Below are 19,076 nucleotides of genomic sequence, written 5' to 3' on the forward strand. Positions count from 1 at the left end.
GTCAGGTGGCCTTCGACGCCTTGCGCAGCAGGTCGGCGATCGCCGGGAAGTCCGCGTCGAGCCGGTCGGCGGCCTCGGCCAGTTCGGCGTCCTCGGCGATCTCCCGCAGCGCGAGCAGCACCGAGTTGTCCTCGGGCACCGCACCGACCGGGAAGCTGTCACGGCCGACGGTCGGCCGCGCGTCCCGCACGTCCTCCAGCGCGGCCCGCATCGCCGCCGGGTTGCCCGCGGCCACGTCCGGGGTGAGGATCTTGCGCTCCAGCATGATCATCCTGGCCAGCACCACCGGATTGCCGATCTTGGCGCGGCGGCCGCTCATCACCTGGCTCAGCATCGGCGCGCTGATGCCGAGCACCTCGGCCAGGAAGGCCTGCGAGATGTCGAAGGCGACCACCAGCCTGCGGACCCGATCGCCCAGCGGTTCCCCGTACCACTCGCGCTGCAGCGCGATATTGCGCTGGACGATCTTGTGATCCTCCACGATTGCCCTACTCCCCTGTTCAGCCTCGCCCGATCGGTGCGCACATCATCGCAGGCCCGGACGCCCCCACGGTCCGGAAAGCCGAGATTACCCGGCCAGCACCTCTCTGGTGCGCTCCACGTCCGCGGTCATCTGCCGGATCAGCGGGTCGAGCGAGTCGTAGCGGATCTGGTCGCGGAGCTTGACCACGAAGTCCAGCGCCACGTCGTGCCCGTAGAAGTCCTCTTCGACGTCGAGCACGTAGGCCTCGACGGTCCGCTCGCGACCGGAGAAGGTCGGGTTGGTGCCCACCGAGACCGCCGCGCGCAACCGCTTCGCGGGATCGGTCGATCGGGTGAACCAGCAGCTGTACACGCCGTCGGCCGGGATCGCCGAGAAGCGCGGGGTGGACAGGTTGGCGGTCGGGAAGCCGAGGTCCTTGCCGCGCCCGGCGCCGCGGACCACGATGCCCTCGACCCGGTGCGGGCGGCCCAGCGCCTCGGCCGCGGCCTGTACGTCACCGGCGTCGATGCACGAGCGCACGTAGGTGGAGGAGAAGGTGATCTCCGAGTTGCCCTCGGCCGGGCCCAGCGCCTGCCCCTGCAGTTCCGCGCCCTGCGCGGCGAAGCCGAACCGGCGGCCGAGCGTGCGCAGCAGCGCGACGTCCCCGGCGGCCTTGTTGCCGAAGGTGAAGTTCTCCCCGACGATCACCGCGGCCACGTGCAACCGGTCGACCAGGATTTCGTGCACGAACTCGTGCGCGGTCAGCCGCGAGAGCTCCGGGGTGAACGGCAGCACGCAGAACACGTCCACGCCGAGTTCCTCGACCAGCTCCGCCTTGCGCCGCAGGGTGGTCAGCTGCGCGGGATGGCTGCCCGGCCGGATCACCTCCGACGGGTGCGGGTCGAAGGTGAGCACCACGGCGGGCAGCTCGCGCGAGCGCGCCGCCTCCACCGTTCGCCTGATCAGGGCCTGGTGTCCACGGTGTACTCCGTCGAACACCCCGATGGTCAGGACACACCGGCCCCAGCTGCCAGGAAGATCCGCCAAACCACGCCAACGCTGCACGGGCCCAACCCTATGCGGGAAGCAGGACAACCACCGCGCGGGCCACGGATCCGTCGTCCGCGGCGAGCGCGAGCACGTGACCGTCCGGGTCGAACACCCCGTAGGTGCCGCCGACCCCGGCCGCCGGGATGCGCTGCCCGTGCCGGACCGCGCGGGCGGTGGCGCCGTCGACGTCCCGGCGCGGGAACGCGGTGGCGACCGCCTTGTCCAGGTCGAACGAGAGTTCCGGGCGGTCTTCGAGCACGTCCAGGGTGCGGGCCGCGGCGAGGGTGAACGGGCCGACCGTGGTCCGGCGCAGCGCCGCGAGGTGGCCGCCGGTGCCCAGTGCGACACCGAGGTCCCTGGCCAGCGCGCGGACGTAGGTACCGGAGGAGCATTCGACGACCACGTCGAGCTCGATGCCGCCGGGTGAGCGCCGGGTGGCCAGCAGGTCGAACCGGTACACCGTCACCGGGCGGGCCGCGAGCTCGACCTCTTCGCCAGCGCGCACCCGCGCGTAGGCCCGCTTGCCGTCCACCTTGACCGCGCTCACCGCGCTCGGCCGCTGCTGGATCTCGCCGGTGAGCGCGGCGATGCCCGCCGCGATCGCGTCGTCGGTGACGGCGTCCACCACGGCGGGTGCCGCGGTGGTCAGCGGCTCGCCCTCGGCGTCGTCGGTGGTGGTCGAGCTGCCGAGCGAGATGGTCGCCAGATAGGTCTTGCGGTCGAGCGCGAGGTGCCCGAGCAGCTTGGTGGCGCGTTCGATGCCGAGCACCAGCACCCCGGTGGCCATCGGGTCCAGCGTGCCGGCGTGGCCGACCTTGCGGGTACCCATGATGCGGCGGGCGCGGGCCACCACGTCGTGCGAGGTCATCCCCGCCGGTTTGTCGACGATCAGGAGGCCTGGGGGCGGGGCCGGACGGCGCGGCTGTTGCTGGCGAGACACGCGCGAAACCCTATTCAGCCGCTAAGCGGCGGCTGCGGCGGGCCGGCGCTGCGGCGCGTCCCAGCGACGGCGGCGCACCTGGACCGGGATCCGCTCACCGCGGGCCTGCGCGGCGAACAGCACCGCCCGCGCCCGCCGCCACCAGACCAGCGTGCGCCAGCTGCCCACCAGCAGCACCGCCACGATCGACAGCAGCGCGACCCGGAAGTTGCCGCCGGTCAGCTCCAGCAGCACGCCGACGCTGAGCGCGGCGATCGTGGTGGCGACAAAACCGCCGACGTTGACCACCCCGGTCGCGGTGCCGACCCGGCTGAGCGGGTTGTAGTCCCGCGCCAGCGCGAACCCGATCATCGAGGCGGGCCCGCCGAGCGCGAAGAAGGCGAACGCGGGCGCCAGCACCGGCGCGGGCACCGAGCCCGGCCAGGACAGCAGCACCGCCCAGATCAGCACCGCACCGGCCAGGAAGCCGACCACCAGCGGCATCCGGACCGACGGCCGCCGCCCGATCAGGTTGCCCACCACCGGGCCGCCGATCATCGAGGTGAAGACAAACACGGTCAGCATGGCGCTGGCCGCGGCCGGGCTCATGCCCTGGGCGACCAGGAACGGCACGCCCCACAGCATCGACAGCACGTTGGCGCCGAACATGGTGGCGAAGTGCACCCAGAAGCCGAGCCGGGTGCCGGGGGTGCGCCAGGCTTCGAGCACGCGGCCGGCGAGCACGCGGCGCCCGGCCGGCGCGGCGGTGACCGGCGGGACGCCGGCCGGATTGTCCTTGATCCGCAGTGTGGCGACCACCGCGTAGACCACCGTGACCAGCCCGGCGACCAGGAAGGTCGGCGTCCAGCCCGGACCGGCCAGCAGGAAGGTCAGCGGCACGGTGGCCGCCAGGTTGCCCACGTAGCCGATGGCCGTGGTGAACGAGGTGACCACGGAGTACTGCCTGCCGGGGAAGTGCGCGGCGATCAGCCGCAGCACGCTGACGAAGGTGAGCGCGTCACCGAAGCCGAGCACCGCGCGGGCGAGCAGGCCGAGCGGGTACGAGGTGGCGATCGCGAGCAGCACCTGGCCGAGGCCGAGGAAGAGCAGGGCGTAGGTGAGCACCTTGCGCGGGCCGTACCGGTCGACCAGCACGCCGGTGGGGATCTGCATCGCGGCGTACACCCCGACCTGGAGCACGGTGAACGTGCCGAGCGCGGCCGCGCCGACGCCGAAGCGCTCGGCGGCCTCCAGCCCGGCGACGCCGAACGAGGTGCGGTGGAAGACGGCGAGCAGGTAGACGGCGGCGGCGGTCAGCCAGATGAACCACGACCGGCGGGTGGCACGGCCGGTGGCGGGGGAAGCCAAGGAAATCCTCCTGGAACGGGGTACGGGCAGGACGAGGACGCCGCCAGTGCCGTCCCATTTGTTGTATCGCCTAAGCAACGCCGAAACATACCCGTTACCCAAGTGGCATTCACCACACGCGGGCTTCACGCCGCGCGGACCGCGCCCACCACCGCCCAGTTGCCGGAGCGCCAGCGCACCACCACCGAGGCGAGGCGCAGGAGCATGAACAGGGTCAGCCCGGTCCAGATCCCGGCCAGCCCCCAGCCGAAGGCCAGCGACAACCAGATCAGCGGCAGGAACCCGGCCGCCGCGCTGAGCAGGGTCGCGGTGCGCAGGAAGGCCGCGTCACCGGCGCCGAGCAGCACGCCGTCCAGCGCGAACACCACGCCCGCGATCGGCTGGAGCGCGACGAAGAACCACCAGGCGTGCGGGATCTGGGCGAGCACCCCGGCGTCGGTGGTGAACACCTTCGGCAGCACCTGTGACACCGCGGCGAAGACCACGCACAGCACGCAGCCGAAGATCAGCCCGTACCGGGTGATCTGCCCGGCGATGCCCCGCGCCTCCTTCCGGCGGCCCGCCCCCAGCGCGGCCCCCACCAGCGACTGCGCGGCGATCGCCACCGAGTCCAGCACCAGCGCGAGAAAGGTCCACAGCTGCAGCACCACCTGGTGCGCACCGACCGCCTCGGTGGAGGTCCGCGAGGCGACCGCGGCCGCGGACAGGAAGCAGGCCTGGAAGGCGAAGCTGCGCAGCACCAGGTCCCGCCCGAGCACCAGCTGCGCCCGCATCACACCGAACTCCGGCTTCAGCGGGACGCGCTCCTTCACCAGCGCGCGGATGAACAGCGCCGCCGAGATGACCTGCGCGACCACGTTCGCGATGGCCGAGCCTTCGAGCCCCCACCCGGCGCCGTAGACCAGCACCGGGCACAGCACCGCGGAGATCCCGTTGCCCGCGAGCACGTACCAGAGCGGGCGCTTGGCGTCCTGCACACCGCGCATCCAGCCGTTGCCCGCCATCGTGATCAGGATCAGCGGCGCGCCGAACAACGCGATCCGCAGCCAGGCCACCGCCTCACCGGCGATTTCGGCGTCCCCGGCCAGCCCGCGCGCGACCGGCGCGGCGAGCAGCTGACCGGCCAGCAGCAGCACGAGCCCTACCCCGATGGCCAGCCAGGTCGCCTGCACGCCTTCCTGGACCGCTTCCGCCCGGCGCCCGGCGCCGTGCAGCCGGGCCGTCCGCGAGGTGGTGCCGTAGGAAAGGAAGGTCAGCTGGGTGGACACCTGCGAAAGCAGCACCCCGCCGAGCGCCAGCCCGGCCAGCGGCAGCGCGCCGAGATGACCGACGACGGCGGTGTCGACCAGGACGTAGAGCGGTTCGGCGGCCAGCACGCCGAGTGCTGGAAAGGCCAATCCGAGCACCCGTTTGGCGGGTACCCGGGCAGTGATGGAGTCAGGCACTTGCTGAGCCTAACTATCCGTACCGACAATCCCCCGTTCGCTGGCCAGCACCTAGCTCTGTCGGCGGTAGTAAACGCTCAGTTACCGCCCATAAGCTGAAATTTGGTCTGGACCCGCCTTGTGCGCAACCCCAGGGGAGGACACGTGGGCAGCCCACGACTGGTCGAAGTCGATTCGTCCGGCCTTCGCTGGCTCAAGAGCTCGAAGAGCAAGGACAACGACCCGAACTGCGTCGAGATCGCCTTCCATGGCGATGACGTGCTTGTTCGCGACTCCAAGGACAGCCACGGCGCCCGCCTGCGGTTCTCCGCGGCCGGTTGGGCCGCCCTACTCGCCGCCGTGCGCACCGGCGCCTGAGGTTCCCACGCCGTCACCCGATGAGGTGACCGCAGCATTCCACCGTACCCCCGCGCGTCCTCCTCGAGGTGTGCCACGCCACAATAGCGCGCGCCAGCTGGCCGACCGTTAGTCGTCAGAGCGGGAGTCGTCAGACCGGGTGTCGTCACCCTGGCATCCGTCAGATGGACTCGCGTCAGACAGGTTCGAGTCAGACGGATTCCCGTCAGATGGGAACCCGGCAACCTGTTGAGCGTCAAAATGACACCCAACTTTCTGCGCTCGGCCCATCGCTGGTAAGCACTGTGACTGATACCATCTGCCATATAGCAGGTGGCCAACGACCACCAGGAGGACAGATAGATGACGAGGGCGGATTCCCCCGTGGGCCAGCTCAGGAGACTGCGGGCTGTGCTGCGGCAGGAACGCGACAGCAAGGGTTACACCCAGCGCGACGTCGCGGAGGCCCTCGACTGGTCGCCGTCGAAGCTCATCCGGATCGAGAAGGGTACCGTCGGCATCTCGGTGACCGACCTGAAAGCCCTGCTCCTGCACTACGACATCACCGAGCGCGAGCGGGTCGACCAACTCGTCGACATGGTCAAGGCGGGCAAGAAGCCGGCCTGGTGGCACCAGTACCGCGATGTCTACCAGCAGCAGTTCATCAACTTCATCGGCTTGGAGTCCTCAGCCGTCCGGATCAAGCAGTTCCAGGGCCTCATCGTGCCTGGTTCGGTGCAGACCCCGGAGTACGCCGCGGCGGTCATGCGCGCCTACGGCAGCTCCGACGAGGCCGCCATCGAACGCGGCGTCGAGGTCCGCATGCGGCGCCGGGAGGAGCTGATCCGCTCCGGCGGACCGGAACTGTCCTTCATCATCGACGAGTCGGCACTGCTGCGGCAGGTCGGCGACACCGAGGTGATGGTCGGCCAGGTCCGGCAGCTGATGGAGCTGTCCGCGTACAAGCAGATGCACATTCAGGTGATGCCGTTCAGCGCCGGGCCGAACGCGGCGATGGTGGGCTCGTTCATCGTGCTGGAGCTGTCCGACGAACAGGACGACTACGCGATGCTGCTGGAGACCCCGGACGGCAACATGCTGGTCGAGGAGCCCAACGACCAGACCGCGCGGTACTGGAAGTTCTTCAACGACCTGCAGCAGATGGCGCTGTCCGAGGACGACACCCAGGTGTTCCTCGACGAGCTGCTCGGACGACTGGGAGAGGACGAATGAGATGAGTAGTGGGGGCGGCCTCTGCTGGCACAGGGGCCGCCCCGGCGGAAACACACCACCACCCACGGCCAGCAGGCAGAGGAGTCGAACCGCGGTCTCACGGTACCGCTGTCGCCGCACTCCCGGCCAGGCAAGTAATTCCGGTGTCGTAAGGGGGAAGGGCGTCGGGGGCGTCCGGAAGGAGACCGATCTTCATGCTGGAAACCGGGAAAAACGCGCTGTCACCAGGCAGGGCGCCGTGAACACACTGGACCCGGGCCCGCCGGTGACCCGGGTCATCTTCGCGGTCGACATCGAGGGGTCGACCAAGCAGAACAACACGATGAAGGCGGGCCTGCGGGCCGCCATGTACAAGATGGTGGAGCAGAGCCTGCGGCAGGCGGGCATCGGCGAGGACCACCACGAACCGTGGGTCGACCGCGGCGACAGCGTGCTGGTACTGGTCCGGCCGGTGGACGAGGTACCACGCACCGTGTTCCTCGCCAACGTGGTGCCGTCGCTGGAGGAGATGCTGGAACAGCACGCGGCCGGCGAACCCGGTCACCGCCTGCGGATGCGGGCCGTGCTGCACGCGGGCGAGGTGCACATCGACCGCTACGGCTGCTTCGGGGAAGCACTCGACATCGCCTTCCGCCTGCTCGACGCCCCGATGCTCAAGGAGCTGTTCCGCAGCACGGAGAACCCGTTGCTGCTGGCCGTCTCGGATGCCATCTACCAGGGCGTGGTCCGCCAGGGCTATCCCGGCATCGACGCGGCGTCGTTCACCCAGGCGCTCGAGGTCGAGGTGGCCGGCCAGCTGCACCGGGGCTGGGTCCAGGCCAAGGAACCACCGCAGCAGCGGCACGGCGGCGGTGGTGAGGACAAGGTGATCGACGTCAACCGCAAACGACTGTCCAGGGCCGTCGCACTCGCCGCCAAGCGGATGCAGTCGGCCTGAGCCAGGGGCATCCCTGAGTTCTCCCCGAGATCGGGCCGGAACAGGTGCACAGAAACCTGTGCACAACTAACTTTGCACTCATGTCCAGTCCGCCCGAGCCGGAGCAGGTCGACGACCCGGCCAAGCTCAAGGCCCTCACCCATCCGCGCCGCCTGCGGATCCTGACCGAACTCCGCCGCGGCCCGGCGACCGCCACCATGCTGGCCAGGGCCCTCGGGGAGAACAGCGGCGCCACCAGCTACCACCTGCGGCGGCTGGCCGAGCACGGGTACATCGAAGCGGCCGAAGAACCGGCGCGCGGGCGGGAACGCTGGTGGCGGCTCCGGCCGCACGACCTGCGCTTCCCGCCACGCAGCGAGCAGAGCCCGGCCCTGGCTGCCCAGGTCGACGAGTTCGGCCGCCAGAAGTTCCAGGCGGACCTCGACCTGTTCGCCGCGTTCCAGGCCCAGCGCGAGTCGATGGGCGACTGGGGCGACGTGCTGCCGTTCAGCCGCGGCACCCTGCACCTCACCCGCGACGAGGCCGTGCGCTTCTTCGAGGACTACCTCGACCTCTTCCGCCGCTACTGGCGTTCCGGCGAGGACGGCCCTCCGGACGCCAGGGCGCTGGCGGTGCGCTTCGTCGCGTTCCCGATCCCGGAACCGGAGGCGCCACTGGAGTGACCCAGCCACCCCGTGCCTCGGGCGGCCACCCGAGGCACGGGACCCACCTTCATTCGATGTGCACGAACCTCCTGGAAGGACCGCGGCCCCATGCTGCGCACCAGACGAACGGCGATCCTGCTCGCCGTGCTCGGAACACTGCTGTCCCTGTTCTCGTTCCCCGCCCAAGCCGGAGAACCGCCGCGGAACGAGGAAATCTCCTTTCCCAGCGGGGCGAAGACCCTGCACGGCTCGATCGTCGGCCCGCCACCGGACGGCACCCGGCGACCGGCGATGGTGCTCGTCCACGGCTCCGGCCGGGTGACCAGGGAGAAGGTGCGCCGCGAGGCGGAAGCCTTCGCCGCGCAGGGCGTGGTCACGCTGATCTACGACAAGGACCTCAGCGCGTACTCCACGGTCAGCCGCGACTTCTCCGCACTGGCCGACGACGCGGCGGCGGCGCTGGCCTACCTGCGCACCCGCCCGGAGGCCGACCCGGCGCGCACCGGGCTGTGGGGGCTGAGCGAGGGCGCCTGGGTGGCCCCGCTGGCCGCGACCCGCAGCGATCCGGCGTTCCTGGTCGTGGTCGGCGGCAACGGGGTCAGCCCGGTCCGCGCCCAGTCGTGGAGCTACCGCCGCTGGCTGGGGCACCAGGGGGTGACCGCGGACTCGGTACTGGACCTGGTCTCGGTCAAGGGAACCAAGATCGCGACCGCGGCGGGGCTCTTTCCCGAGGCCGACTACGACCCGGTGCCGTCCCTGCGGCAGCTGCGGATGCCGGTGCTCGGCATCTGGGGCGGCAAGGACAACCAGAGCCCGCCGGGTGAGGCGACCGCCATCTACGCCGACGCGCTGGTCGCGAACCCCAGCTACACCATGCGCGTGTTCCCCGAGGCGCACCACTCGCTGATCCGCACCACCACCGGCTTCGACCGGCTCGACGCGCTCGAACCCGGTTACCCCGAACTGGTCGGTTCCTGGGTGCACGGCCTGGCCGAGGGCGCTCCGCCGTCCACTTCGGACACACCGCCGGTGCAGGCGGAGCCTGCCGCGCCGCTGTCCCCGCCGGCCTGGTGGGAATCATTGTGGGTGCAGGGCATCGCGTTGCTCGCGCTGGTGGTCGCCTTCGCCGCGTACCCGCTGACCGCGCGGCCCCGCCGTGAAGGACTGGCCGCGGCGCGCTGGACCTCGGCGACCGGACTGCTGGCGGTGACCGGACTGCTGGTGTTCCTGGGAACGGTCGTGACGAGCAACGGGCAGGAGGTCGGCCCGGTTGTCCTGGGCAGGCCGCTGCTGTGGCTGGTGACGCAGCTGCTGGCGGTCGGCGCGCTGGTCTCGGCGGGCTTCACCGCGGCGGCCTGGCGCCGGTCGGGAGCGAGCCGGATCCGGCTCGGCCTGGTGCTCGGCGGCGCCGTACTGCTGATCCCGTGGGGCCTCTTCTGGGGACTGCTGCTGCCGTGACCCAGCCCTGGGCCGCCGAGCGGCCACTCGGCGGCCCAGGAAAACGGAGTATTCGATCGATGTGCACGAACCTCCGTACGCGAGTCTAAAGCAGCGGCGCCTTCTCCAGGGCGGCGCGCAACTGCTCCATGGCCTCGTCGGCGGTGCCGGTCAGGGTGCAGCCCGCGGCCAGCTTGTGCCCGCCACCGCCGAGGGAGACCGCCACCGCGGAGACGTCCAGCCGGCCGGCCGAGCGCAGTGAGACCGTCCATTCCGGACTCGGACCGGCCACCTCCTTCAGCACGATCGCCACCCCGGCCTCACCGACCGTGCGGACCACGTCGATCACGCCTTCGACCTCCTCGTACCGCACGGTCGCGGCGAGGTCGGCGGTGACCGCGGTGTGCACCAGGCCGTGGCCCTGCGCGGCGTCCGGCTCGAACCGCGCGGCGGCGAGCACCGAGCCGAGCATGGCCAGCGCGGCGAACGGCCGCTCGTCGACCACCTCCCTGGTCAGCGCGGCCGGGTCGACCCCGGCTTCGAGCAGCCGGACCGCCATCCGGTGCGTGCCGGGCTTGGCGAGGCGGAACATCGCGGTGTCGGTGACCAGCCCGGCGTACAGGCAGCCGGCGGTCACCGCGTCCAGCTCCTCCCCCAAGGCGTCGAGCACCTTGAGCACCAGCACGACGGTGGCCTCGGCGTCGGTGTCGATCAGGTTCAGCGTGCCGAAGCCGGGGTTGGACGCGTGGTGGTCGATCACCAGCACCTCACCACCGGCGGCGCGGGTGGACTCGACCCGATCGGCCAGCGCGCCCAGCCGGGCCGCGCTGGCCACGTCCACGGTTACCAGCTGGGCGGTCTCCGCCGGCAGCTGGTCCTCGGGCACGAACAGGCCGCCGGGGTCGAGCGAGCGCAGGCTGTCCGGCAGCGCGGAACCACCGGAGTAGGACACGCGCACGGTCGCACCGCGGCGGCGCAGCACCCGGCCGAGGGCCAGCGCGCTGCCGAGCGTGTCGGCGTCGGGACGGACATGGGACAGGATGAGCACGTCGGCGGAGCCCCGGAGCAGGGCCGCGGCGCGATCGACGTCGAGCTGCGAGGTGGTCACCCCCGCAAGCTACGCTGTCGCGGATGTCCCAGTACGCGATCCTGGTGTATCCGTCGGCCAACCGGGTGTACACCGATTCCTCCCCGAAGCTGCTCCGCGCCGAGCTGGCCGTGTTCGGCGCGGCCGGGATCGCGGAGATCTCGGAGATCTCCGAGACCCGGATCGGCGGAGTCGGTTACCTCACCTTCACCACCGCCGAACCGCTCACCGAAGCCGACGTGGCCCGGTTGTCGAACCTCTCCGCGCTCTACGCGCTGTTCGAGGTGACCGGCGAGCTGCTGCGGCCACTGGTGGTGCACCGCGCCGACCGGCTCGACTCGGATCTGCTGACCATCCAGAAGTACCCCGGCAAAACGAACGAGCTGTTCACCAAGCTCCTGCTCAACGTCACCCTGCTCACCGCGGGCCGCGACTTCACCGAGCCGCTCGATCTGCTGGACCCGTTGTGCGGCCGGGGAACCACGCTCAACCAGGCGATGATGTACGGCTTCCACGGCACCGGGTTCGACGTGGACGGCAAGGACTTCGACGCCTACGAGATGTTCATCAAGACCTGGCTGCGGAACAAGCGGATCAAGCACACCGCGGAGACGGGTGCGTTGCGGCGCAACAAGGTCCGCCTCGGCCGGCGGCTGGAGATCGAGTACGGGCTGACCAACGAGCAGTACAAGGCGGGCGACACGCGGCGCCTGGCCGTCTACAACTGCGACACGCTCACCACCGACGAGCTGCTCCGCGCGAATTCCGTCGACCTGATCGTCACCGACGCGCCCTACGGCGTGCAGCACGGAAGCCACCGCGAAACCACGCTTTCGCGCAGCCCCAGCGATCTGCTCGCGGCCGCCGTTCCGGTGTGGAGCAGGGTGCTGCGCCAGGGCGGCGCGCTCGGCATCTCGTGGAACACCTACGTCACCAAACGCGAGGAACTCGCCGCGATCCTCACCCGCGCGGGCCTGGAGGTCCGCGAAGGCGGCCCGTTCGAGGAGTTCGAGCACCGGGTGGACCAGTCCATCGTGCGGGACCTGCTCGTCGCGCGGAAGCCGTAACGCGGGCGGTCTCTTCGTGGAAGCGGTCAACCGGACGTGGTCGCCGCGCGTTTCAGGGTGCGGATCACCGGGGCGGTTTCCAGGTGGTCGATCGCCTCGATGGTCGCGATCCGTTCGGTCAGGCAGGTGTAGAGCGCGTCGACGTCCCGGCACACGATCTTCGCGAGCAGGTTCGCCGGCCCCGTGGTGATCGCCGCGAGTGCGACCTCCGGTTGCCGCGCCAGTGCGCGGGCGGCGGTCACCAGGTGCGCCGGACGCACCGACAACCACAGGATCGCCTGGGCGTGGAAGCCGAGCACGGTCGCGTCCAGATCGATGTCCAGGTACAGGATCCCGCCCGCGCGCAACTGACCGACCCGCCGGCGCACGGTCGGTTCGGACCGCCCGGTGGCCGCGGCCAAGCCGGCGAAGGTGGTGCGGCCGTCCTGCTGGAGCGCGGTCAGCAGCTGCTCGTCACCGTCGATGTCCACTTCGGACGGAGACGGGCCGAAATCCGGGGTGAGGCGGGCGATCTGATCGTCGGTGAGCACACGCGCGCGGCCGTGCCAGCCGACCGGGCCACCGACGAACGAGCGCAGCAGGCAGTGCGCGGACACCGAAACCACCCGTGGTGTCTTCGGCAGTTGCCGCAACAGCAGGGCCTGCGGCGCGTCACCGCCCGGCGCGCGGATGACGCAGGAGATCTCGGTGCCGCCCGAGGTGAGCTGCACCCACGACGTGTCCGCCCGCCGGGCCAGTGCCCCGGCCACCGTCAGCGCGGTGTCCGGCGTGCAGCGCAGCCGCAGGAACCACTCCACCTGACCGAGCCGCCGCGCATCGGTCATGCCGACCACCCGAAGCACCCCGTTCGACCGCAGCCTGCGGTACCGCCTGGCCACCGTCTGCTGGGAGGTGCCGAGCACCGCCGCGACCTGGTTGAACGGGGCGCGGCCATCAACGTGCAGGGCATGGATGAGGGCGCGGTCGAGGTCGTCGAGCGTCATATTCCCGATGCTAACCCGGCTCAAATGGAACTATCCGTCAGTTGAATGTCGATATGCGGTCATGTCAGTCGGCAGAACCTAGCTTCGCGTACATGACAAGTCAGCTCTACCGCTGGCGGTGGCAGGCGCTCGCCGCGCTCCTGCTCGCCGAGGCGATGAACCTGCTCGACAGCACCGTGATGCCGGTGGCAGGCCCCGCGATCCGCGCGGACCTCGCGGTGGACGACGCCACGCTCCAGTGGCTGACCGCCGGCTACACGCTCCCGTTCGCCCTGCTCCTCATCACCGGCGGCAGGCTCGGCGACATCCTCGGCCGCCGCCGCGTGTTCGTCGCCGGAGTGCTCACCTTCGTGGTGTGCTCCGCGGTGTGCGCGGGCGCGCCGACCGCGGCGGTGCTGCTCGCCGCCCGCGCCGTGCAGGGCGCGAGCGCCGCGTTGATCATTCCGCAGACGTTCGGCCTGATCCGCGCGATGTTCAGCGGCACCGAGGTGGCGAAGGCGCTGGGCACCATCGGCCCGGTCATGGCGCTGTCCTCGCTGTGCGGGCCGATCGCCGGCGGCGCGCTCACCGACGCGGACCTCTTCGGCCTCGGCTGGCGGCCGGTGTTCCTGGTCAACGTGCCGCTGGGACTGGCTGTGCTCGCCGTCGCGCCGTTGATCCGCGAAGACCGCTCTCCCACCAGGCCACGGCTGGACCTCACCGGGACGCTGCTGGCCTCGACCGGGCTCGGACTGGTGGTGTTTCCCTTGGTGGAAGGCGGAAACCCCGGTCTGCCCGGCTGGACGTGGCTGTGCCTGGCGCTCGGGGTCGCGACGCTGGTCGTGTTCGCCCTTCACCAGCGAGGCCGGACCGACCCGCTCGTCGAACCAGGTCTGTTCCGCGGCAGGGTTTTCCCCGCGTCGCTGGCCGGTTCGCTGTTGTTCTTCACGGTGATGAACGGCCTGCTGTTCGTGCTGGTGCTGTTCCTTCAGCTCTCCCAGGGCAAAACCCCGTCCGGTGCGGCGCTCGCTCTGCTGCCGTGGTCGGCCGGGCTCGCGATCGGTTCATGGGTCGCGGGCGCGGTTCTCGTGCCGCGGTTCGGGCCGAAGGTGATGCGGGCCGGCCTGGTCCTGGTGCTCCTGGGGCTGGCGGGGATCGCGGTGTCGCTCACGGTGGTACCGCTGCTCGTCACCGGGATCGGCCTCGGACTGTTCACCGTGCCGTTCTTCGGCAACGCGCTGGCGGGCGTGGCCCCGCACGAAACCGGCTCGGCGTCCGGACTGCTCAACGCCGTGCAGCAACTCGGCGCGACCATCGGCGTCGCCCTGCTGGGCACCGTGTTCTTCCGCTCCGGCACCCATCCGGCGGTGCTCGTCGCGATCGGGCTGAGCACCGCCGTCCTGGCCCTCACCCTCGCGATGATCCCGCGAGCGGCGCCTAACCGATCCGCTCGCCGATGAAGCGGAGGACGTCCGGCAGGACGCTCTTCCAGTACTTCTCGGTGTGCCCGCCCGGCGACAACCGCGAGACCGCCGGACGCGCCGCCTGGATGTACCGGCGGGCCGCCCCGGCGAACGGGTCCTGCGTGCCGCACCAGACGCCCACCGGCACCGGGGCCGTCTCGTCGGCGTGCAACAGGGGTTCGTGTGACTCCCACTGGGCGCGATCGCGGAACACCTTGCGGGACCGCGCGTCACCCCAGCCGACGAACAACGCCGGGCTCACCGCGGCGGCGGCTCGCAAGGCGCGGTGGTCGCGGGCGTAGCGCAACGCGCCGAACGCCCCCATCGAAATGCCCATCACCGCCGACGGCACCCCGCCGGTGCGCAGGCCGAGGCCGCGGCGGGTCAGCCATTCGGGCAGCTCGCCGTTCAGCATGCGCTGCGGATCGTCGGACTCGTCGACCGCGATCCAGTAGTTGGCCCCGTCGACCGCGGCCACGGTGAACGGCGGCATACCCGCCCGCACCGCTTCGGTCAGCTTCGACGGCAACCCGAGGTCCACGAAGGTCTTCGCGCTGGAACCGCGCCCGTGCAACGCCAGGCAGACCGGCAACTCCGCCGCGGGCACGCCCTCCGGCGTGATCAGCACCAGGTCCAGCTCGGCCCCGCGCGCCGCCGAGAACACGCGGTCCACGGTGACCGGACCGGCCGGGGTCGGCGGAGCCGGGACCACCGGCGGTGCCACCGAGGTGGCCGGCGGATCAGCCGGTTCGGACGGGGCGCAGGCGGCAGCCGCGAGGGCGCCGCCGCCCAGCAGCAGCGCCCGTCGCGAAATGCCCTTGCCGGACAAGGAGGATCAGCGCGAAAGCTCGTCGTCGTCCACCCGCGGCGGGCGGTACGGGTCGGCTTCCCCGGCAGGCTGCGCCCCGGTCGCCCGGCGGGCCACCTCGGCGTCGGCCTCCCTCGCCTTGGCCAGCAGATCCTCGATCCGCTGCGCCTCCTCGGGAATGTTGTCGGTGACGAAGGTCAGCGTCGGGGTGTACCGGACGCCGGTCCCCTGCCCCACCTTCGACCGCAGCGCCCCGCGGGCGGACTCGAGCGCGGCAGCCGCACCCGCCATGTCCGGCGCGGAGTCCAGCGTCTCGCCGAGCACCGTGTAGTACACCGTCGCGTCATGCAGGTCCGCGGTGATCTTGGTGTCCGTGATCGTCACGTTCGCCAGCCGCGGATCCTTGATGTCGTGCTCGATGGCGGAGGCCACGATCTGGGAAATCCGCTTGGCGAGCTTGCGCGCGCGTGCCGGATCGGCCACGACGCACACCCCTTTCTAGTCTTCGGGTCCGATCAGCCGTCGCCGCACCGAGAGCAGTTCCAGCTCCGGGCGACCGGCTATCAGGCGTTCACAGGCATCGAGAACGTCCCGCACATGCTCGCTGTCGGCGGCCACCAGCGCCACTCCGACCAGCGCACGGCGGTGCAGGTCGAGGTGACCGGCCTCGGCGACCGACACCTCGAACCGCTTGCGCACGTCCGCGATCAGCGGGCGCACCACCGAGCGCTTCTGCTTGAGCGAGTGCACGTCCCCGAGCAACAGGTCGAACTCGAGCGCACCTACGTACATCTGCCCCTACCTGGTAGTGGGTCCCACGCGTGAACCGGCCGGGGACCGCCTTGCCCGTCCCCGGCCGGTGCCACACCTCAGGCGCGAGGCTTCTCGCGCTGCTCGTAGGTCTCGATGACGTCCTCGACCTTGATGTCGCTGTACGAGCCCAGGGTCAGACCACATTCGTAGCCGTCCCTGACCTCGACCACGTCGTCCTTGAACCGCCGCAGCGAGCTGACCGGCAGGTTCTCGGCGACCACGACGTTGTCGCGGATGAGGCGCGCCCTGGCGTTGCGGCGGATCTCGCCCGAGGTGACCAGGCAACCGGCGATGGTGCCGATCTTCGAGGACTTGAAGACCTCGCGGACCTCCGCCTTGCCCAGCTCGACCTCTTCGTACTCCGGCTTGAGCATGCCCTTGAGCGCCTGCTCGATCTCGTCGATCGCCTGGTAGATCACCGTGTAGTAGCGGACGTCCACGCCTTCACGCGTGGCCCGCTCGGTGGCCTTGCCCTGCGCCCGGACGTTGAAGCCCAGCACGATGGCGTCCGAAGCGGTCGCCAGGTCGATGTCGCTCTCGGTGACGCCACCGACGCCGCGGTGCACCACGTTGAGGTCGACGTCCTCACCCACGTCCAGCTGCAGCAAGGATGCTTCGAGCGCCTCGACGGTACCCGAGTTGTCACCCTTGATGATCAGGTTGAGGGTGTTGGTCTCCTTCAGCGCGGAGTCCAGGTCCTCCAGGCTGACGCGCTTCCGCTTCGCCGCGTTCTGGGCGTTGCGGATGCGGGCCTGGCGCCGCTCGGCGATCTGCCGCGCGACCCGGTCCTCGTCCACCACCAGGAAGGTGTCACCGGCACCGGGCACCGAGGTGAACCCGATGACCTGCACCGGACGCGAGGGCAGTGCCTCGGTGACGTCCACGTTGTGCTCGTCAACCATGCGGCGGACGCGGCCGTAGGCGTCGCCCGCCACCACCGAGTCGCCGACCCGCAGCGTTCCGCGCTGCACCAGCACCGTGGCCACCGGACCGCGACCGCGGTCCAGGTGCGCCTCGATCGCGACGCCCTGTGCCTCCATGTCCGGGTTGGCCCGGAGGTCCAGTGCGGCGTCCGCGGTGAGCAGGATCGCCTCGAGCAGGCCGTCGATGTTGATGTTCTGCCGCGCGGAGATCTCGACGAACATGGTGTCGCCGCCGTACTCCTCGGCCACCAGGTTGTACTCGGTGAGCTGCTGCCGGATCTTGTCCGGGTTCGCACCCTCCTTGTCGATCTTGTTGATCGCGACCACGATCGGCGCCTTGGCGGCCTGCGCGTGGTTGATCGCCTCGACCGTCTGCGGCATCACGCCGTCATCGGCGGCGACCACGATCACCGCGATGTCGGTGGAGTTCGCGCCACGGGCACGCATGGCGGTGAACGCCTCGTGACCCGGGGTGTCGATGAAGGTGATCAGCCGCGGCGTGCCCTCCAGCTCGGTCTCGATCTGGTAGGCGCCGATGTGCTGGGTGATGCCACCGGCTTCACTCTCGCGCACCTTCGTCTTCCGGATCGTGTCCAGCAGGCGGGTCTTACCGTGGTCGACGTGACCCATGATGGTCACCACCGGCGGCCTGACCTGCAGGTCCTCCTCGTCACCGGCGTCGTCGCCGTAGGTGATGTCGAAGGTCTCCAGCAGCTCGCGGTCCTCCTCCTCGGGGCTGACCACCTGGACGACGTAGTTCATCTCGGAGCCGAGCAGCTCGAGCACGTCCTCCGACACCGACTGCGTGGCGGTGACCATCTCACCGAGGTGGAACAGCACCTGCACCAGCGAAGCCGGGTTCGCGTCGATCTTGTCCGCGAAGTCGGTCAGCGAGGCACCGCGGGGCAGCCGGATGGTCTCACCGGAGCCCTTGGGCAGACGGACACCACCGACGCTGGGCGCCTGCATGTTGTCCATGTACTCCTGGCGCTTCTGCCGCTTCGACTTGCGGCCCTTGCGCGAGGGACCACCGGGACGGCCGAAGGCACCGGCCGTGCCGCCGCGGCCACCGGGGCCGCCACGGCCACCGCCGCCACCGCGGAAACCGCCACCACCGGCCGGGGCACCGCCGCCGGGGCGGAAGCCACCGCCGCCGCCACCGGGACCGCCGCCACCGGGACGGAAGCCACCGCCACCGCCACCGGGACCGCCGCGACCGCCACCGGGGCCGCCACGAGCGCCGCCACCGGGGCCGCCACGAGCGCCACCGCCGGGGCCACCGCGGCCGCCACCCGGCGCGGGGCGCTGGGTGCGGCCCGGCATCATGCCGGGGTTCGGACGCGGGGGCATGTTGCCCGGGTTCGGGCGGTTGCCCGCGGGACGGTCACCGGCGGGACGGTCCCCACCGGGACGCGGCGCGCGGTCGCCACCCGGACGCGGGGGACGGTCGCCACCGGACTGCCCGCCACCGGGACGCGGCCCGGACGGGCGCGGCGCGGGAGCGCCGGAGCCGACACCGAACGGGTTGTTGCCGACCCGCGGGGGACGCGGACCGGGCTTCGGGCCACCGGGCTTGGGGCCCTGCGGCTTCGGCGGGACCACCCCGGGAGAAGCCGCGGCGGGCGTCTCCGGCTTCGGGGCGGGCGGCGCCTGCTCGGCCGGAGCCGCCTTGGCCGCCGGGGCTTCCTGCTCCGGCTTCGGCTCGGGAGGCTGCGGCGACGCGGGTGCGGCCGGCGCGGCGGGCGCGGGCCGTGGGCCCGGACGCGGACCGGGGCCGGGACGCGAGCCGGAGGCGGCGGCCGGGCGCTGCTGCTGCGGCGCGGCCGGACGCTCCTGGGCGGGTGCCTGCGGCGCCGGGGCGGCGGGCTTCGGCGCCATCTTGGCCGGGCTCGGGCCCGGCTTCGCGCCGTTGGCGGGGCCGGGGAGCGGCTTCTTGCCGCCCTTGGCGCCGTCCTTCTTGGCGTAGGCGTCACGGACGCGGCGGGCCACCGGGGCCTCCACCGTCGACGACGCCGACTTCACGAATTCGCCCTGCTCCTTGAGCTTGGCGAGTACTTCCTTGCTGGTAACCCCGAGCTCCTTGGCGAGCTCGTGTACGCGGGCCTTGCCTGGCACAGCACT

At 71.1% G+C, this 19,076-nt stretch carries 18 protein-coding genes; 7 read left to right on the forward strand and 11 right to left on the reverse strand.

Going from position 1 to position 19,076, the window contains the following annotated elements; all coding sequences use genetic code 11:
• Window position 1 precedes the first annotated feature (1 nt).
• The 5 genes from YIM_RS35715 to YIM_RS35735 form a co-directional block, all read right to left on the reverse strand.
• Window positions 2-481, reverse strand: coding sequence for a helix-turn-helix domain-containing protein (locus YIM_RS35715; RefSeq protein WP_153034521.1), 480 nt, complete (start codon window positions 479-481; stop codon window positions 2-4).
• Window positions 482-568: 87 nt separating this feature from the next.
• On the reverse strand, window positions 569-1,528 hold the full coding sequence (locus tag YIM_RS35720; RefSeq protein WP_153034523.1) for a bifunctional riboflavin kinase/FAD synthetase: 960 nt from the start codon (window positions 1,526-1,528) through the stop codon (window positions 569-571).
• 10 nt (window positions 1,529-1,538) lie between these two features.
• Entirely contained in the window at window positions 1,539-2,453 is a 915-nt protein-coding gene (truB, locus tag YIM_RS35725) for a tRNA pseudouridine(55) synthase TruB (RefSeq protein ID WP_153034525.1), read from the reverse strand.
• 21 nt (window positions 2,454-2,474) lie between these two features.
• Complete coding sequence (locus tag YIM_RS35730) at window positions 2,475-3,800, reverse strand: nitrate/nitrite transporter (protein WP_153034526.1); 1,326 nt, start codon at window positions 3,798-3,800, stop codon at window positions 2,475-2,477.
• Window positions 3,801-3,925: 125 nt separating this feature from the next.
• On the reverse strand, window positions 3,926-5,245 hold the full coding sequence (locus YIM_RS35735; protein WP_153034528.1) for an MATE family efflux transporter: 1,320 nt from the start codon (window positions 5,243-5,245) through the stop codon (window positions 3,926-3,928).
• A gap of 144 nt (window positions 5,246-5,389) precedes the next feature.
• Between YIM_RS35735 and YIM_RS35740 the strand changes: the two genes are divergently transcribed.
• The 5 genes from YIM_RS35740 (at window position 5,390) to YIM_RS35760 (ending at window position 9,853) form a co-directional block, all read left to right on the forward strand.
• Complete coding sequence (locus YIM_RS35740) at window positions 5,390-5,602, forward strand: DUF397 domain-containing protein (RefSeq protein WP_228004231.1); 213 nt, start codon at window positions 5,390-5,392, stop codon at window positions 5,600-5,602.
• 390 nt (window positions 5,603-5,992) lie between these two features.
• Complete coding sequence (locus YIM_RS35745; protein WP_194239861.1) at window positions 5,993-6,814, forward strand: helix-turn-helix transcriptional regulator; 822 nt, start codon at window positions 5,993-5,995, stop codon at window positions 6,812-6,814.
• A gap of 238 nt (window positions 6,815-7,052) precedes the next feature.
• The gene (locus tag YIM_RS35750) at window positions 7,053-7,751 is read left to right on the forward strand and encodes an adenylate/guanylate cyclase domain-containing protein (RefSeq protein ID WP_194239862.1); all 699 of its coding nucleotides are present in this window, start codon (window positions 7,053-7,055) and stop codon (window positions 7,749-7,751) included.
• Between the two features lie 80 nt (window positions 7,752-7,831).
• Window positions 7,832-8,413 carry a transcriptional regulator gene (locus tag YIM_RS35755; RefSeq protein ID WP_153034531.1) on the forward strand — a complete coding sequence of 194 codons (582 nt, stop codon included), beginning with the start codon at window positions 7,832-7,834 and terminating at the stop codon, window positions 8,411-8,413.
• Window positions 8,414-8,503: 90 nt separating this feature from the next.
• The gene (locus tag YIM_RS35760; RefSeq protein WP_153034533.1) at window positions 8,504-9,853 is read left to right on the forward strand and encodes a S9 family peptidase; all 1,350 of its coding nucleotides are present in this window, start codon (window positions 8,504-8,506) and stop codon (window positions 9,851-9,853) included.
• Between the two features lie 85 nt (window positions 9,854-9,938).
• Here YIM_RS35760 and YIM_RS35765 read toward each other — a convergent pair whose 3' ends face one another.
• Complete coding sequence (locus YIM_RS35765) at window positions 9,939-10,940, reverse strand: bifunctional oligoribonuclease/PAP phosphatase NrnA (protein WP_153034535.1); 1,002 nt, start codon at window positions 10,938-10,940, stop codon at window positions 9,939-9,941.
• Between the two features lie 23 nt (window positions 10,941-10,963).
• Here YIM_RS35765 and YIM_RS35770 point away from each other — a divergent pair, with 23 nt between their 5' ends.
• A complete protein-coding gene (locus YIM_RS35770; RefSeq protein WP_153034536.1) occupies window positions 10,964-11,986 on the forward strand; it encodes a TRM11 family methyltransferase in 1,023 nt (340 codons plus the stop codon).
• A gap of 26 nt (window positions 11,987-12,012) precedes the next feature.
• Here YIM_RS35770 and YIM_RS35775 read toward each other — a convergent pair whose 3' ends face one another.
• A complete protein-coding gene (locus tag YIM_RS35775) occupies window positions 12,013-12,969 on the reverse strand; it encodes an Lrp/AsnC family transcriptional regulator (RefSeq protein ID WP_153034537.1) in 957 nt (318 codons plus the stop codon).
• 92 nt (window positions 12,970-13,061) lie between these two features.
• On the opposite strand from YIM_RS35775, the gene YIM_RS35780 reads away from it, so the two are divergent.
• Window positions 13,062-14,408, forward strand: coding sequence for an MFS transporter (locus YIM_RS35780; protein WP_153034539.1), 1,347 nt, complete (start codon window positions 13,062-13,064; stop codon window positions 14,406-14,408).
• Here the strand turns inward: YIM_RS35780 and YIM_RS35785 are convergent.
• From YIM_RS35785 to infB, 4 genes are all read right to left on the reverse strand, one after another.
• Entirely contained in the window at window positions 14,386-15,240 is an 855-nt protein-coding gene (locus YIM_RS35785) for an alpha/beta hydrolase family protein (protein ID WP_228004232.1), read from the reverse strand. The genes YIM_RS35780 and YIM_RS35785 overlap by 23 nt on opposite strands.
• A gap of 6 nt (window positions 15,241-15,246) precedes the next feature.
• A complete protein-coding gene (gene rbfA, locus YIM_RS35790) occupies window positions 15,247-15,702 on the reverse strand; it encodes a 30S ribosome-binding factor RbfA (protein WP_153034540.1) in 456 nt (151 codons plus the stop codon).
• Window positions 15,703-15,717: 15 nt separating this feature from the next.
• A complete protein-coding gene (locus YIM_RS35795) occupies window positions 15,718-16,011 on the reverse strand; it encodes a DUF503 domain-containing protein (RefSeq protein ID WP_153034542.1) in 294 nt (97 codons plus the stop codon).
• A gap of 77 nt (window positions 16,012-16,088) precedes the next feature.
• Window positions 16,089-19,070 (reverse strand): translation initiation factor IF-2, encoded by a 2,982-nt coding sequence (gene infB / locus YIM_RS35800; protein WP_153034543.1) that lies wholly within the window; start codon window positions 19,068-19,070, stop codon window positions 16,089-16,091.
• Between the last annotated feature and the right edge of the window lie 6 nt (window positions 19,071-19,076).

The sequence above is a fragment of the Amycolatopsis sp. YIM 10 genome, from assembly GCF_009429145.1.
Classification (GTDB): domain Bacteria; phylum Actinomycetota; class Actinomycetes; order Mycobacteriales; family Pseudonocardiaceae; genus Amycolatopsis.